We start from the raw sequence: 14,608 nt of genomic DNA on the forward strand, positions 1-14,608 counted from the left end.
TTACTGCATGAATTTTACTTCAGTTAGTCACTCTTCAAGACTTGATATTTTTTTGCATCCGAAGATGCTGGATATCGTCTTGTGGAGTGCCCACACAGATTGTCTGATAAATTGTTAAAGAGCAGTGAGTTAGGCGCTTTCGCTTGCTAACTCGAGGTGGCGTATATTACGCTTTCCTCTTTCAGAGTCAACCCTAATTTTCAGGATTTTTTCTCTTTCTTCCCGGCCGCCGTGTGAAGTGAATCACTTGCGCCGTGTCGATGGAGGCGCATTATAGGGAGCCGGTTCAGAATGACAAGCGATAATATGCATTTTTTATCTGACCGCTCACTATTCATGCGTAACGCCTATTAAACCCGCTTTTTGATGGCTGCCGGCAGGTCCGCCAGGCTATTTAGCACCCAATCGGCCAGCTTTTCACCCTGCTCCGTCACCGGCTTGCCGGTACGCACCAGCACCTTGGTGCCGACGCCGGCCGCGATCGCCGCCTGCATATCTTCCGGTTTATCGCCCACCATATAAGAAGCGGCCATATCGATGTTCAATTCCTGCTGCGCTTGCAGCAGCATGCCCGGCTGCGGTTTACGGCAGTCACAGACCTGACGATACTCTTCCACTACCGCCTCCGGATGATGCGGGCAGAAATAGATGCCGTCGAAGTCGACGTCGCGATCGGCCAGCGACCAGTCCATCCACTCGGTCAGGTACATAAACTGGTCTTCGCTGAACTTGCCGCGCGCAATGCCCGACTGGTTGGTCACCATCACCAGCGCGAACCCCATCTTTTTGAGTTCGCGACAGGCGTCAATCACGCCGTCAATAAAGTGGAAATTGTCGATTTCATGGACATAACCATGGTCAACGTTAATCGTACCGTCACGATCGAGAAAAATTGCTGGAACGCTTTGTGTCACCGCTTTGCTCCTGAGGGGCTGAATACGCTGACAAGTATCGCATGTTTTACCCCGCACTGAGAACGCCGGAGAACGTCGCTGGTCGTTGACTTAGACGTCTAGACGCCTTAACATCTGAGTCATACCTTGGTTCCACGCCGAGGTTTACTTTTATCTAGCCACGGGCAACCACGCTAAAATAAGAAGAATATGATTAAACTTTCTAACATCACTAAAGTGTTCCAGCAGGGTTCGCGCACCATTACCGCGCTCTCTGACGTGACCCTTCACGTCCCTGCCGGGCAAATCTATGGCGTTATCGGCTCTTCCGGCGCCGGCAAAAGCACGCTGATCCGCTGCGCCAACATGCTTGAGCGCCCTACCTCCGGCCAGGTGCTGGTCGATGGCCAGGATCTGACGTCTCTGTCGGAAAGCGAACTGACGCGCGCCCGTCGCCAAATCGGCATGATCTTCCAGCACTTCAACCTGCTCTCTTCCCGCACGGTGTTCGGCAACGTGGCGCTGCCGCTGGAGCTGGACAATACGCCGCGCGCCGAGATCAAAAAGCGCGTGACCGAACTGCTGGAGCTGGTCGGCCTGGCGGACAAACACGACGCCTATCCGGCCAATCTGTCCGGCGGCCAGAAACAGCGCGTGGCGATCGCCCGTGCGCTGGCCAGCAATCCCAAAGTGCTGCTGTGCGACGAAGCCACCAGCGCGTTGGATCCGGCCACCACCCGTTCCATCCTGGAGCTGCTGAAAGACATCAACCGCCGTCTGGGCCTGACCATTCTGCTGATCACCCACGAAATGGACGTGGTGAAACGCATCTGCGACCAGGTCGCGGTCATCAGCCAGGGGCAGCTGATCGAAAAAGACAGCGTCAGCGAAGTGTTCTCACACCCGAAAACCCCGCTGGCCCAGCAGTTCATTCAGTCCACGCTGCATCTGGATATCCCGGACGACTACGCCGCGCGCCTGTCGCCGGAGCGTCAGGGCGACCGCCAGCCGCTGCTGCGCCTGGAGTTCACCGGTCAGTCGGTCGATGCGCCGCTGCTGTCTGAAGCCGCTCGCCGCTTCAACGTGAACAACAACATTATCAGCGCCCAGATGGATTATGCCGGCGGCGTGAAATTCGGCGTGATGCTGGCGGAGCTGCACGGCAGCGACGAAGACGCGCTGGCGACGATTAAGTTCCTGCAAGAAAATCAGGTAAAAGTAGAGGTTCTGGGTTATGTCTGAGGCAATGATGTGGTTGATGGCGCGTGGCGTGTGGGAAACCGTCATGATGACCTTTGTCTCCGGCTTCTTCGGTTTCGTGCTCGGCCTGCCGGTAGGCGTGCTGCTGTATGTCACCCGCCCGGGGCAGATCATCGCCAACAATTCGCTGTATAAGATCCTGTCCGGGCTGGTGAACATCTTCCGTTCCATTCCGTTCATTATCCTGCTGGTTTGGATGATTCCGTTTACCCGCATGATCGTCGGCACCTCGATCGGCCTGCAGGCGGCCATCGTGCCGTTGACCGTGGGCGCCGCACCGTTCATCGCGCGCATGGTGGAAAACGCCCTGCTGGAAATCCCGTCCGGCCTGGTGGAAGCCGCGCGCGCCATGGGCGCCACGCCGATGCAGATCATCAAGAAAGTGTTGCTGCCGGAAGCCCTGCCGGGCTTGGTCAACGCCGCAACCATCACCCTGATCACCCTGGTGGGTTACTCCGCCATGGGCGGCGCGGTCGGCGCCGGCGGCCTGGGCCAAATCGGTTACCAATACGGTTATATCGGTTATAACGCCACAGTGATGAATACCGTATTAGTATTACTGGTAGTTTTGGTTTATCTGATCCAATTCTGCGGCGATCGCATCGTCAAAGCCGTTACCCATAAATAATTTCACCGCATATTAATGCGAGTCTAATGAGGAAGGGATATGTCGTTAAAATTTAAATCCATCGCGGCAATTGGCGCACTGATCGGCACGCTGGCTCTGGCGGGCTGTGGCCAGGATGAAAAGAATCCGAACCACATCAAGGTCGGCGTGATCGTCGGCGCTGAGCAGCAAGTGGCTGAAGTGGCGCAGAAAGTGGCGAAAGAGAAATACGGTCTGGACGTTGAACTGGTCACCTTCAACGACTACGTGCTGCCTAACGAAGCGCTGAGCAAAGGCGATATCGATCTGAACGCCTTCCAGCACAAGCCTTATCTGGATCAGCAGATCAAAGACCGCGGTTACAAGCTGGTGCCGGTCGGCAACACCTTTGTTTACCCGATCGCCGGTTACTCCAAGAAAATCAAATCGCTGGACGAGCTGAAAGAAGGTTCGCAGATCGCGCTGCCTAACGATCCGACCAACCTGGGCCGTTCGCTGCTGCTGCTGCAGAAAGTCGGTCTGATCAAGCTGAAAGACGGCGTTGGCCTGCTGCCGACCGTGCTGGACGTGACCGAGAACCCGAAAAACCTGAAGTTGGTTGAGCTGGAAGCGCCTCAGCTGCCGCGTTCTCTGGACGATCAGCAGATCGCGCTGGCGGTGATCAACACCACCTACGCCAGCCAGATCGGCCTGACGCCGGCGAAAGACGGTCTGTTCGTGGAAGATAAAGACTCGCCTTACGTCAACCTGCTGGTTGCGCGCGAAGATAACAAAGATGCGGAAAACGTGAAGAAATTCGTTCAGGCCTATCAGTCTGACGAAGTTGACGCGGCCGCCAACAAAATCTTCAACGGCGGAGCGGTGAAAGGCTGGTAAGCGCTTATTCACCCATTTTATTCCTATAATTGCAAGACGGGCCAAGGCCCGTCTTGTTATTTCCGCCATAGCTTGCTTCAATAGCGCCACTTTCATTAAGGCAGAGGAATCTCAATGCGTGTTTTACCTCTCTGTTTGTTAGCGCTCGCGCTGGCCGGATGTTCATCGCAGCGTATCGCGCCGTCCTCAACAAGCAGCACCAGCAAGCCGACCACCACCGCTCCGGCCAAGACCACGCCGGCCGCCCGCCCCGCTCCGGTAAAACTGTACAAAAGTGCAGAAGAGCTCGTGGGCAAGCCGTTCCGCGATCTGGGTGAAGTGTCCGGCGAATCGTGCCAAACCACCGTGCAAGACTCTCCACCGAATCTGGCCACCGCCCGTAAACGCATGCAAATCCGTGCGTCTTACATGAAGGCCAACGCCGTGCTGCTGCACGACTGCCAGATTGTCAGCGGCGTCGCCGGTTGCTATCAACAGGCCGTTTGTCAGGGCTCGGCGCTTAACGTCTCGTCCAAATGACCGAATTCGTTTTCGAGCAGATCGGCGTGATCCGCTCGCCCTATAAAGAGAAATTCGCCGTGCCCCGCCAGCCGGGGCTGGTCGAAGACGGCGGCGGCGAACTGCTGCTGCTGCCGCCTTACAACCAGGCGGAAGCGGTGCGCGGCCTCAGCGATTTCAGCCATCTGTGGGTGATGTTCATTTTCCATCAAACCATGGAGGGCGGCTGGCGCCCGACGGTGCGTCCACCGCGTTTAGGCGGCAATGCCCGCATGGGCGTGTTCGCCACCCGCTCCACCTTCCGCCCCAACCCGCTCGGCATGTCGCTCATTGAGCTGAAGGGCGTACGGGTGAAAAACGGTGAAGTGGCGCTGGAACTGGGCAGCCTCGACCTGGTCGACGGCACCCCGGTGGTGGACATCAAGCCTTATCTGCCGTTCGCCGAGAGCCAGCCGCAGGCCCGCGCCGGCTTTGCTCAGGCCGCGCCCGCCGGCGATATGCCCGTGCGTTTCGCACCGCAGGCCGAGCAGCAGCTGCAGCAACATCAGGCGCGCTACCCGCAATTAAGGCGTTTTATCAGCCAGGTGCTGGCGCAAGACCCCCGTCCCGCCTATCGTAAAGGAGAGGACATCGAACGGGATTACGCCGTCTGGCTGTTGGATTTCAACGTGCGCTGGCGCGTCGTGGACGGCCACACCGAAGTGTTGGCGCTCGACCCGCGTTAAAATTCCGCCGCCTCTCTTTTGGCGACCCGCTCGCGCTGGTAAACTAAACCACTTTTGTCACTTTTGGCCGCCACTCTGGCAGCCCGATGCAATTTGCAGTTCTAACGGAACCAAAACACCATGCGTACTAGCCAATATCTGCTCTCCACTTTGAAGGAGACACCTGCCGACGCCGAAGTGATCAGCCACCAGCTGATGCTGCGCGCCGGGATGATCCGCAAGCTGGCCTCCGGTCTTTACACCTGGCTGCCGACCGGCCTGCGCGTTCTGAAAAAGGTTGAAAACATCGTTCGCGAAGAAATGAACAATGCTAACGCGATCGAAGTTTCCATGCCGGTGGTTCAGCCTGCCGATCTGTGGCAGGAAAGCGGCCGTTGGGAGCAATACGGCCCCGAGCTGCTGCGCTTCGTCGACCGCGGCGATCGTCCGTTCGTACTGGGCCCGACGCATGAAGAAGTGATCACCGATCTGATCCGCAACGAGATCAGCTCGTACAAGCAGCTGCCGCTGAACTTCTTCCAGATCCAGACCAAGTTCCGTGATGAAGTGCGCCCGCGTTTCGGCGTGATGCGTTCCCGTGAGTTCCTGATGAAGGATGCCTACTCCTTCCACACCTCACAGGAGTCTCTGCAGGAGACTTACGACGCGATGTACGAAGCATACAGCAAAATCTTCAGCCGCATGGGCCTGGATTTCCGCCCGGTGCAGGCGGATACCGGCTCGATCGGCGGCAGCGCCTCGCACGAATTCCAGGTGCTGGCACAGAGCGGTGAAGACGATATCGTGTTCTCCACCGGTTCCGATTTCGCCGCCAACATCGAGCTGGCGGAAGCTGTCGCGCCGGCAGAGCCGCGCGCTGCAGCCAGCGAAGAGCTGCGCCTGGTGGATACGCCGAACGCCAAAACCATCGCCGAGCTGGTCGAGCAATTCCAGCTGCCGGTGGAAAAAACCGTGAAGACGCTGATGGTGCGCGCCACCGAAGAGAGCGGCCATAAACTGGTCGCCCTGCTGGTGCGCGGCGATCACGAACTGAACGAAATCAAGGCAGAGAAGCTGGCGCAGGTTGCCGCGCCGCTGACCTTCGCCACCGAAGAAGAGATCCGCGCCATCGTCGGCGCCGGCCCAGGCTCGCTTGGCCCAGTCAAGCTGCCGATGCCGGTGGTAGCCGATCGCAGCGTAGCGGCGATGAGCGATTTCGGCGCCGGCGCCAACGTTGACGGCAAACACTACTTCGGCATCAACTGGGAGCGCGATCTGCCGCTGCCGCAGGTGGCCGATATCCGTAATGTGGTGGAAGGCGACGCCAGCCCGGACGGTCAGGGGACGCTGCTGATCAAACGCGGCATCGAAGTGGGCCATATCTTCCAGCTCGGCACCAAGTACTCGGAAGCGATGAAAGCGACCGTGCAGGGTGAAGACGGCCGCAACCAGGTGCTGACCATGGGTTGCTACGGCATCGGTGTCACGCGCGTCGTGGCCGCCGCCATTGAGCAGAACCACGACGAACGCGGCATCATCTGGCCGGACGCCATCGCGCCGTTCCAGGTGGCGATCCTGCCGATGAACATGCACAAGTCATTCCGCGTGCAGGCGCTGGCGGAAGAGCTGTACAACACCCTGCGCTCCCACGGCATCGATGTGATCCTCGATGACCGCAAAGAGCGTCCGGGCGTGATGTTCGCGGATATGGAACTGATCGGCGTGCCGCACTCTATCGTTATCGGCGATCGTAACCTCGATAACGAAGAGATCGAGTACAAGAACCGCCGCGTCGGCGAGAAGAAAATGATCAAAACCGGCGAAATCGTTGATTTCCTGCTGGGCCAGATCAAACGCTAAGCGCCGATCGCCAGAGAATAAAAAACCCGCCTAGGCGGGTTTTTTTATATCCGAAACGCGTTACTTGCTGCTGCAGCTTTTACTGCGGTCGAACGCGATCTTGCCGTCCGGCACCACCGCTTTTTCAATCTGCCCCTCTTCCATCGACGGCTGCACGCTGAAGTGCGCGTTGAAGGTCAGGAACACCGGCTCGCCTGCAGTCTTATTGGCCTTGGCGTAACCTTGCTCCAGCGCGATGTTGTTATCCACCGGGAAAGTGATGCCGGTGGCGCAATCTTTGAACACCGCCGCGTCGGCCATATAGCTGTAGCTGCCTTTCATCACCATCGGGGTTTTAGGCAACGGCTTTTCGACCGGCTCCAGACGGTAATTCAGCTTGGACTCGATCGGCGCGCCGCTGCGATCCAGCATCTCCAGGCTCTTGCCCACCGGACGGAAGTAGCGTTTCTCGCCGGTGCTGTCGGTCAGCACCAGCTTATCCGCGGTGCGCGCCCATTTGCCGTAGTCGGCAAAGGTCTGATCGCCGTCTTTGCTGCCGCGATAGGTTTCCTGCAGCACGAAGGTGCCGTCTTCATCCAGGAACAGCGCCGTATCCAGACCGCCGCAATCGGCGCAAGGCAACACCCCTTGATAACTCTGCGGCATCGCCTGCAGCGGTTGTTCCTTCGGTTGATAATGATTGTTGCATCCCAACAACGAGAGTGCGCCTGCCGCCAAGAACAGGGCTATCGTAATTTTCTTCACAGTTATTCTCCTACTGTGTTCATGTATTCCTAAGTGCGAACCTTGCCGCGCAGCGCCTTGGTGGCGCCTTTACGCGTCTTGCCTTCCAGGCGACGCAGTTTCGCTCCTTTCGTCGGCTTGGTCGCCTTGCGCGTTTTTTCCACCACCATCGCCTGCTGAATCAACGCGACCAGCCTGGCCAACGCCGCTTCGCGATTCAATTCCTGACTGCGATACTCTTGCGCCTTGATAATCACCACGCCTTCGGCGGTAATTAAATGATGATTCAGCGCCAGCAGCCTTTCCTTATAATACTCTGGCAGGCTGGATGCCCGGATGTCAAAGCGCAAATGGATCGCCGTTGAGGTTTTGTTCACGTGCTGGCCGCCCGCGCCCTGCGCGCGGATAGCCGTCAATTCCAGCTCATTATCCGGTATGGCGACGTTTCTTGACAGTTCCAGCACCGGTCACACCTGCGCCCGCTGCCACTCGGCAAACTGGATTTCCAGACTATTCTGAGCATCGGACAGCCAAATAGTTCCTTCCTGCAGCGTCGCCTGCAGCGTCATGGTGCGGCTGGCCAGCGCCGTCAGCCGCACCAGCTGCTCGTCGTCGAGGAAGCGTACGCTCAGGTTCTTGTAACCGGCCACTTTGCCCTGCATCGCCTGCCACCAAACGTGCGCGGCGCGCTCGCCGTAAGCGTACAACACCACGCGCGGCGACTGGTTGCAGGCCTTGCGAATGCGCTTCTCGTCAGGCAACCCCATCTCGATCCACATTTCCAGCCCGTTATGGTCGTTGCGCTGCCAGATCTCCGGCTCATCGTCGGCGCTCAGCCCTTTGGTGAACACCAGCCGCTCGTCGGCATGGCAGATCCAGGCCAACAGGCGCAGCATCATGCGCTGTTCATTTTCGGACGGGTGTTGCGCCAGCGTCAGCGTGGCGTCGTGATAGAAGTGACGATCCATATCAGCGATATTGACCGCGGCTTTATAAATGGTTGCTTTCAGCGCCATGGGTGACCTCGTTGTTATTCGGCGACAGTGTACTTGATCAGGGGTGAACGCCGCCAGCGCAGCCCGGCTCGGCGCAGAACGAAAGGCGTGTCGGGGTGCTGATAACTCCATAACAGCTGTGCTATAGTCGTCTAGGATAGGATAAAACTCCGAGAGCCTGCGCCTCATCGCGAGAGCGGTCTTGATGATGCAGAGGTTCTTAAGGGAGGAAACTGTGCAACAATACTGTGAGTTAGTACGCCGTACTTACGCCGAGATTGGCAGTGGAGATCTTGGCTACGTGCCTGATGCGCTGGCTTGTGCGTTAAAGGCATTGGACGATGTCGCAGCGAACGACGCGCTACCGTCCTCCGTTAGGGAACAGGCGGCCTTTGCCGCCGCTAACTTATTGGTGAGCGACTATGTTGATGAATGATGAGTACCAACCCATCAATTGCGATGACTACGACAACCTGGAACTCGCCTGTCAGCATAAACTTATTCTGAAGCTGGAGTTACGCGACGGAGAAGTGATCGAGGCCAAGGCGATCGACCTGCTGCAAAAGAAACGCGTTGAGTATCTGACCATCGAACAGAACGGCCAGCAGCGCGACCTGCGGCTGGACCATATCAGCAGTTTCAGTCATCCGGAAATCGGTACCGTGGTCGTCAGTCTGTCGGACTGAGCAGCGGTAACCCCATCCCAACAGGGCAGCCCAACGGCTGCCCTCGTCATTTAGGGCTTCAGGCTGGCGTAATAAGCCGCCAGATCGGCGATATCGTCATCCGACAGCCCCGACACATAGGCCTTCATCACCTCGGCCTGGCCGCCGTTGCGCTCCCCTTTCTTATACGCCTGCAACGCGTGCTGCAGGTACATGGCGTTCTGCCCGGCCAGATTCGGGTACATCGGCACCGTCACCTTGCCCTGCGCGCCGTGGCACGCCGCACAAGCGGCGGCTTTGGCCTGACCGGCGGCCGCATCCCCCGCCGCCAACGCCGGCAGGCTGAACAGGCCGGCGGCCAACAGCGTGATCCCCACTAACTTCATCAGTGCTCCTCGCGATTATGATTTTTTTCCCAGCGCAGCCGCCACGGGCGTTCGCCTTCCGGCACCTGCCCCGCCTCACAGACGAATACGCCCAGCGCGGCGATCAGCTGCTCATCATAATAAATCAACGGGATGCGTTCACGCTGCCAGGGAGGAATGCCCAGCTCCTGCCACAGTTTTTTTATCGGCCGCGAATGGGCGCGCCCCACGATGCGCACCGCGCCCTGCACGCCGCCGAAACGAATGCTAATCTGCTGCGATAGCAGCGGCGCGCGCAGCGCCAGATCGCCCTCACCGGCAACCAACAGCCCCAGCCCGTCCGGCAACGTCAGCGGCTGGTCAGGCCGCCAGGGCAGATGCACACCGCGCAGCGCCGCCAGCGGCGGCAGCAGGTGCAGTCGGCCACGGAAACGGCGGATCTGATAGGCGCCGAGCTGCAGCTGCGGTTCGGCGTCTTCCCGGCTGAGTGCCACCTCCTCCCACAGGCGCTGTAGCTGCTCACGCGCCGGCATAGTGACGTTAAACAACGCGATCCAGCGCCGCAACAAGGCGAAACGCCGTACCGGCGAACAGTCGGTCAGGCCGTCGATCGCCAATGAGCGATCCGCCGCCAACAGGCTTTGCAGCGGTTCCGCCAGCAGTTCGTCCAGCAGCTGCTCCTGCTCGGCGCACAGGCTGGCGCTGCGCGCCACCGCCGAAGCGAAGTGCGGCCAGCGCTGGTTGAGCTGCGGCAAAACCTGCAAACGCAGGAAATTGCGATCGAAGCGCGTGTCCTGATTGCTGTCGTCATCTATCCAGCTTAAGGCGTGGCGCTGCGCGTAGCTTTCCAGCGTTTGACGCGAGCAGCCCAGCAACGGCCGCAACAGCAAGTGCTCGCCCAGCATGGCGCACGCCGCCATCGCCGATAGCCCCGCCGGCCCGCTGCCGCGCTTGAGCGCCAACAGGAAGGTTTCGCTTTGATCGTCAAGGTGTTGGGCGGTAAGCAGCGCTTCTCCCTCAACCAATGCTGCGCTGAAAGCGGCATAGCGCGCCGCACGCGCCGCCGCTTCGATGCCGCCCTGGCGGGCATCCACCTGCACGTGCGTCACCGTCAGCGGGATCCGCCACTCGGCACATCGGCTGCGGCAATGCTCCACCCAACGGTCGGCAAAGGCGCTCAGGCCATGATGCACGTGCAGCGCACGCAGCTGCAGCGCCGGACGTTGGCGGCGCAACGTCGCCAGCAGATGCAGCAGCACGCTGGAATCCAGGCCGCCGCTGAACGCCACCATCAGCCGCTGCTGCGCGCCCAGCTGGTCCGCTACCTGCGTCGTTAATTGATCAGTATCCATCGGTAGGCTTTGTCACTTCTACATAGCTGCACGTTAACCCCGCCTACCGCCATCAATCAAGCATTAACCGTCCGGGCCTGGCGTCGCGTCAGCAGCCACCAGCCGCCCAGCACCGCGATCACCGCCAGCGCGCACCCGGCCGCCCCCCAGCCGATCTGGGCGAAAATGCGGCCATACGCCTGCATCGCCGCCCCTTCGATGTGATCCTCGGCGGTCTGATTGGCGATGATGCCCGCCAGATAGTTGGCGATCGAACCGGTCGCCAGCATATAGATACCGGTCAACACGCCGGTGGCGCCGGGGATATTCAGCCGGGTGATCTGCGCCATCGCCACCGGATCGATAAACAGTTCGGCGAAGCCCATCACCGCCAGGCCGGCGATCATCAGCCCCATCGAACCCGGCCCGTGCAGCCGCGTATTGAGCGCCATCAGCATAAAGCCGACGCCGATCAACAGCAGACCGAAGGCGAACTTGCACCAGATGCGCAGCGTCCGGTCGCCCGCGCCACCGCCGCTCGCCAGCCAGGCCAGCGCCACGCCGCCCAGCATCACCGCGCAGGCGTTAACCGACTGGAACAGCGCGGTCGGCACCGTCCAGCCGAACCAGCGCCGGTCGACGAAGTGATCGATAAACAGGCTGATGGAGCTGCCGCCCTGCTGGGCAAAAGCCCAGAACAGCGTGCCCAGCAGCATCAGTACGATGATCTGCCACAGCCCCCGCCGCTGGCCGGCGTCCGCACGCAGCATAATGCGCGCCACCAGCGCCACCGCCGCCACGCACACCAACCCGAGCAAATAGCCGGCCCAGTCGCGTTCAAACAGCAGCGTGAAGAACAGCGGCGACGCCAGCAACGCCGCCAGCAGCCATCCCCAGTGCGGCAGGCCCAGGCTTCTGGCGCGCATCAGCGGGGCATTCACGCCGCGGGTGTGGCGGAAATGGCGTCCGCCCAGCAGAAAAATCACCAGGCCGGCGAACATGCCGATCCCGGCCAACGCAAAGCCGACGTGCCAGCCATAGCGCTCGGCCGCCAACCCACAGGCGATCGGCGCCAAAATGGAACCGACGTTGCCGGCGGCGTACAGCAGCGAGAAGCCCCCTTCGCGGCGCGAGTCCTGCGCCGGGTAAAGCTCGCCCAGCAGGCAGCTGATATTGGATTTGAACAGGCCGTAACCGCAGATGATGATCGCCAGCGCCAGATAGAGCGACTGGGCGGAGACCGCGCTCAGGCCGAGCACGATATGCCCCAGGGTCATCAGCGCCGCGCCGGCGATCACCGCGACGCGGTTGCCCAGCAGGCGGTCGGCGAGCCAGCCGCCCAAAATAGGAGTGACGTAAACTAACGAAGCGTAAGCGCTGTAGAGATCGATGGCGTGGCTGTCGGTATAGCCGAGTTGGTGGGTCAGATAGAGGATCAGTAACGCACGCATGCCGTAAAAGCTGAAATATTCCCAAATTTGTATCGCTACGACATAGTAGATTGCGCGCGGCTGTGAGGGTGTTTTCATGGTGGTCTCCCATCAGTCGGTGAACGACAAAGGGGAAGCGCGAGCGCCTCCCCTGTTTTTGGCTGCGGTTATTTCGCCTTCAGCACTTTCACCCGATAACGTCCGTCCGCCTGACGGTAGGCGCCGTGAATGTCGGTTTCAAAGCCCGGATAATGCGCGCCGATTTCGCACAGCATCTGCAGGAACTCCAGCACTGGCCGGCTCTCTTCGGTCAGCATCTCGCCCGGCATCACCAGCGGCACGCCCGGCGGGTATGGGAGGATCATGTTGGCGTTGACCTTACCGACCATCTCTTCCAGATAGACCTCTTCCACTTCGCCGTGCAGCTCTTTCTGGAACGCCTGGTACGGGTTCATCACCATGGTTGGCAGCACTTCGAATGCGCGGTACATCAGGTCCGGCAGGTTGTGTTGCTCCACCAGGCGGTGAATATTCTGCGCCAGATCCTGAATGCGCATGTTTTCATAGAAATCAGGCGCTTCCTGATACAGCGAAGGCAGCATGTTTTTCACCCGCAGGTTCAGGTCGAACGAACGTTTGAAGTCGGTCATCGCGCGCAGCAGGCTGAGCGCCTTGGTTTTATCGATGCCGATGCTGAACAGGAACAGCAGGTTGTACGGCCCGGTTTTCTCGACGATGATGCCGCGCTCGTCGAGGTATTTCGCCACGATGCTGGCCGGGATGCCGAACGGCTGCATCTCGCCTTCCTTGCTCATCCCCGGCGTCAGAATGGTGACCTTGATTGGGTCCAGATACATGTGTTCATTGTCGATGTTCTTGAAACCGTGCCAGGCGCTGTCGGAGCGCAGCGGCCAGCATTCCGGCTCATCGATATGCTCCGGCTGCCAGACGTCGAAGAACCAGCCGTCGGACTCGACTTTCAGGCGTTTGATCTCTTTACGGAACTTGATCGCGCGTTCGATAGAACCGTGGATCAGACGCTTGCCGGCGTTGCCTTTCATCATCGCCGCAGCGGTTTCGGTCGAGGCCACAATGCCGTAGTGCGGCGAAGTGGTGGTATGCATCATGTAGGCTTCGTTGAAGGTCTCTTCGTTGATGTCGCCCTTCACATGGATCATCGACGCCTGCGAGAAGGCCGCCAGCAGTTTGTGGGTGGACTGGGTTTCATAGATCACCTTGCCCTCCACGCGGCCGCCGCTCATGCCGCACTTGCCTTTATAGATCGGGTGGAAATTGGTGTAAGGCACCCAGGCGGAGTCGAAGTGGATAGACTTCACGTCCAGGGTGTTCTTGATAAAGTCGGTGTTGTACAGCAGGCCGTCATAGGTGGAGTTGGTGATCACCGCGTGCACCGGCCAGGTGGCGTTCGGGGTGTCCTTCACGCGTTTGGCGATGGTGGCGCGCTGGAACTCGCTCTGCGGAATGCCGCCGAGGATGCCGTAAGCGTTGCGGGTCGGGCGGAAATAGATCGGCGTGATGTCGCTCATCATCATCAGGTGAGTCAGCGACTTGTGGCAGTTACGGTCAATCAGCACCGTGCTGCCCGCCGGCGCCGAATACATGCCGACGATCTTGTTGGCAGTGGAAGTGCCGTTGGTGACCATGTAGCTGCGTTCGGCGTTGAACACGCGGGAAATGTACTCTTCCGCCTCTTTGTGCGGGCCAGAGTGATCCAGCAGCGATCCCAGCTCGGACACCGAAATCGAGATATCCGACTTCATGGTATTCGGGCCGAAGAAATCGTAGAACAGGCTGCCGACCGGGCTTTTCTGGAACGCGGTGCCGCCCATGTGGCCCGGCGTACAGAAGGTGTATTTGCCTTCGCGCACGTATTTGAACAGCGCCTTGGTCAGCGGTGGCAGGATGGTGTCGATATATTCGTCGGTATTCTGTTTGATCTTGGCGGCGATATCGGTTGCCGCGCCGAGCGCATACTCGAAGAAGCGCACCTGCATGCGCAGATCGTTCAGGCTGACGTCCAGCGTCGAATAGGTGTTGGCGAATGCGTACAGCGGCATGTACTCGTTCAGTTGGCTGATCTCTTCGCACAGCTCCAGGTTGTATTTGTCCCAGTCGAAGATCACCCCGCACAAGCGGGCGTTGTTCTCAATCAGTTTCAGCAGGTCTTCGCGATCGTTAGGGTAAACGATGCGGAAATCCAGACTTTCCAGCGCCTGATGCAGTTCACGGATAGGCTCTTCTTTAAAGTAGACACCCATGTGATTCATGATGGCGATAACGTTCATATGCATTTCTCCTGGCAAAGCAAGCCCCTTCCCGTCGCGGCTGACAGGTCGGAAAGAAAGGGGCTGGGTAAATTCAGTCGGTCAGCGGACGCGAA

Annotated in this window: 16 protein-coding genes; 8 read left to right on the forward strand and 8 right to left on the reverse strand. The window is 59.4% G+C overall.

The genetic code is table 11. The features are described 5' to 3' along the window. Window positions 1–350: 350 nt before the first annotated feature. Window positions 351–914, reverse strand: coding sequence for a D-glycero-beta-D-manno-heptose 1,7-bisphosphate 7-phosphatase (gene gmhB, locus GT753_RS20260; protein WP_015378880.1), 564 nt, complete (start codon window positions 912–914; stop codon window positions 351–353). 189 nt (window positions 915–1,103) lie between these two features. On the opposite strand from gmhB, the gene metN reads away from it, so the two are divergent. From metN to proS, 6 genes are all read left to right on the forward strand, one after another. Continuing rightward, window positions 1,104–2,135: a methionine ABC transporter ATP-binding protein MetN gene (gene metN, locus GT753_RS20265; RefSeq protein WP_004932012.1), complete on the forward strand. Its 1,032-nt coding sequence runs from the start codon at window positions 1,104–1,106 to the stop codon at window positions 2,133–2,135. Then, window positions 2,128–2,781, forward strand: coding sequence for a methionine ABC transporter permease MetI (locus GT753_RS20270; RefSeq protein ID WP_004932010.1), 654 nt, complete (start codon window positions 2,128–2,130; stop codon window positions 2,779–2,781). Before metN ends, GT753_RS20270 begins: the two co-directional genes overlap by 8 nt. 39 nt (window positions 2,782–2,820) lie before the next feature. After that, complete coding sequence (locus GT753_RS20275) at window positions 2,821–3,636, forward strand: MetQ/NlpA family lipoprotein (RefSeq protein ID WP_004932008.1); 816 nt, start codon at window positions 2,821–2,823, stop codon at window positions 3,634–3,636. Window positions 3,637–3,750: 114 nt separating this feature from the next. Continuing rightward, window positions 3,751–4,155 (forward strand): Rcs stress response system protein RcsF, encoded by a 405-nt coding sequence (gene rcsF / locus GT753_RS20280; RefSeq protein ID WP_004932006.1) that lies wholly within the window; start codon window positions 3,751–3,753, stop codon window positions 4,153–4,155. Continuing rightward, entirely contained in the window at window positions 4,152–4,859 is a 708-nt protein-coding gene (gene tsaA, locus GT753_RS20285) for a tRNA (N6-threonylcarbamoyladenosine(37)-N6)-methyltransferase TrmO (RefSeq protein ID WP_004932003.1), read from the forward strand. Before rcsF ends, tsaA begins: the two co-directional genes overlap by 4 nt. A 120-nt stretch (window positions 4,860–4,979) precedes the next feature. Continuing rightward, window positions 4,980–6,698 carry a proline--tRNA ligase gene (gene proS, locus GT753_RS20290; RefSeq protein ID WP_015378882.1) on the forward strand — a complete coding sequence of 573 codons (1,719 nt, stop codon included), beginning with the start codon at window positions 4,980–4,982 and terminating at the stop codon, window positions 6,696–6,698. 60 nt (window positions 6,699–6,758) lie between these two features. Here proS and nlpE read toward each other — a convergent pair whose 3' ends face one another. Genes nlpE through GT753_RS20305 form a run of 3 tightly spaced genes read right to left on the reverse strand, consistent with a single transcriptional unit; the run spans window position 6,759 to window position 8,437 of the window. Further along, complete coding sequence (gene nlpE, locus GT753_RS20295) at window positions 6,759–7,442, reverse strand: envelope stress response activation lipoprotein NlpE (RefSeq protein WP_004932000.1); 684 nt, start codon at window positions 7,440–7,442, stop codon at window positions 6,759–6,761. 29 nt (window positions 7,443–7,471) lie between these two features. Continuing rightward, on the reverse strand, window positions 7,472–7,885 hold the full coding sequence (gene arfB, locus GT753_RS20300) for an alternative ribosome rescue aminoacyl-tRNA hydrolase ArfB (protein WP_160125893.1): 414 nt from the start codon (window positions 7,883–7,885) through the stop codon (window positions 7,472–7,474). Between the two features lie 3 nt (window positions 7,886–7,888). Further along, window positions 7,889–8,437 (reverse strand): YaeQ family protein, encoded by a 549-nt coding sequence (locus tag GT753_RS20305; RefSeq protein WP_160125894.1) that lies wholly within the window; start codon window positions 8,435–8,437, stop codon window positions 7,889–7,891. A 214-nt stretch (window positions 8,438–8,651) separates the two neighbouring features. Here GT753_RS20305 and GT753_RS20310 point away from each other — a divergent pair, with 214 nt between their 5' ends. Together GT753_RS20310 and rof are read left to right on the forward strand one after the other, a co-directional pair. Further along, entirely contained in the window at window positions 8,652–8,852 is a 201-nt protein-coding gene (locus GT753_RS20310) for a YaeP family protein (RefSeq protein ID WP_004931993.1), read from the forward strand. Further along, the gene (gene rof, locus GT753_RS20315; protein WP_004931991.1) at window positions 8,839–9,102 is read left to right on the forward strand and encodes a Rho-binding antiterminator; all 264 of its coding nucleotides are present in this window, start codon (window positions 8,839–8,841) and stop codon (window positions 9,100–9,102) included. The genes GT753_RS20310 and rof overlap by 14 nt, the downstream gene beginning before the upstream one ends. A 50-nt stretch (window positions 9,103–9,152) precedes the next feature. On the opposite strand, the gene GT753_RS20320 is transcribed toward rof, so the two are convergent. The 4 genes from GT753_RS20320 to cadA form a co-directional block, all read right to left on the reverse strand. Beyond that, window positions 9,153–9,467: a c-type cytochrome gene (locus GT753_RS20320; protein ID WP_004931989.1), complete on the reverse strand. Its 315-nt coding sequence runs from the start codon at window positions 9,465–9,467 to the stop codon at window positions 9,153–9,155. After that, entirely contained in the window at window positions 9,467–10,798 is a 1,332-nt protein-coding gene (gene tilS, locus GT753_RS20325; RefSeq protein WP_160125895.1) for a tRNA lysidine(34) synthetase TilS, read from the reverse strand. Before tilS ends, GT753_RS20320 begins: the two co-directional genes overlap by 1 nt. A gap of 56 nt (window positions 10,799–10,854) precedes the next feature. Further along, on the reverse strand, window positions 10,855–12,306 hold the full coding sequence (gene dtpD, locus GT753_RS20330) for a dipeptide permease DtpD (RefSeq protein ID WP_021505644.1): 1,452 nt from the start codon (window positions 12,304–12,306) through the stop codon (window positions 10,855–10,857). Window positions 12,307–12,374: 68 nt separating this feature from the next. Further along, complete coding sequence (gene cadA / locus GT753_RS20335) at window positions 12,375–14,513, reverse strand: lysine decarboxylase CadA (RefSeq protein ID WP_004931982.1); 2,139 nt, start codon at window positions 14,511–14,513, stop codon at window positions 12,375–12,377. Between the last annotated feature and the right edge of the window lie 95 nt (window positions 14,514–14,608).

This window comes from Serratia sp. Z4 (genome assembly GCF_009900725.1).
Lineage (GTDB): Bacteria > Pseudomonadota > Gammaproteobacteria > Enterobacterales > Enterobacteriaceae > Serratia > Serratia nematodiphila.

Coding starts and splice junctions, on each gene's coding strand:
- metN (WP_004932012.1), top strand. CDS start 1,104: ATGATTAAACTTTCTAACATCACTAAAGTGTTCCAGCAGGGTTCGCGC.
- GT753_RS20270 (WP_004932010.1), top strand. CDS start 2,128: ATGTCTGAGGCAATGATGTGGTTGATGGCGCGTGGCGTGTGGGAAACC.
- GT753_RS20275 (WP_004932008.1), top strand. CDS start 2,821: ATGTCGTTAAAATTTAAATCCATCGCGGCAATTGGCGCACTGATCGGC.
- rcsF (WP_004932006.1), top strand. CDS start 3,751: ATGCGTGTTTTACCTCTCTGTTTGTTAGCGCTCGCGCTGGCCGGATGT.
- tsaA (WP_004932003.1), top strand. CDS start 4,152: ATGACCGAATTCGTTTTCGAGCAGATCGGCGTGATCCGCTCGCCCTAT.
- proS (WP_015378882.1), top strand. CDS start 4,980: ATGCGTACTAGCCAATATCTGCTCTCCACTTTGAAGGAGACACCTGCC.
- GT753_RS20305 (WP_160125894.1), bottom strand. CDS start 8,437: ATGGCGCTGAAAGCAACCATTTATAAAGCCGCGGTCAATATCGCTGAT.
- rof (WP_004931991.1), top strand. CDS start 8,839: ATGTTGATGAATGATGAGTACCAACCCATCAATTGCGATGACTACGAC.
- GT753_RS20320 (WP_004931989.1), bottom strand. CDS start 9,467: ATGAAGTTAGTGGGGATCACGCTGTTGGCCGCCGGCCTGTTCAGCCTG.
- tilS (WP_160125895.1), bottom strand. CDS start 10,798: ATGGATACTGATCAATTAACGACGCAGGTAGCGGACCAGCTGGGCGCG.
- dtpD (WP_021505644.1), bottom strand. CDS start 12,306: ATGAAAACACCCTCACAGCCGCGCGCAATCTACTATGTCGTAGCGATA.
- cadA (WP_004931982.1), bottom strand. CDS start 14,513: ATGAACGTTATCGCCATCATGAATCACATGGGTGTCTACTTTAAAGAA.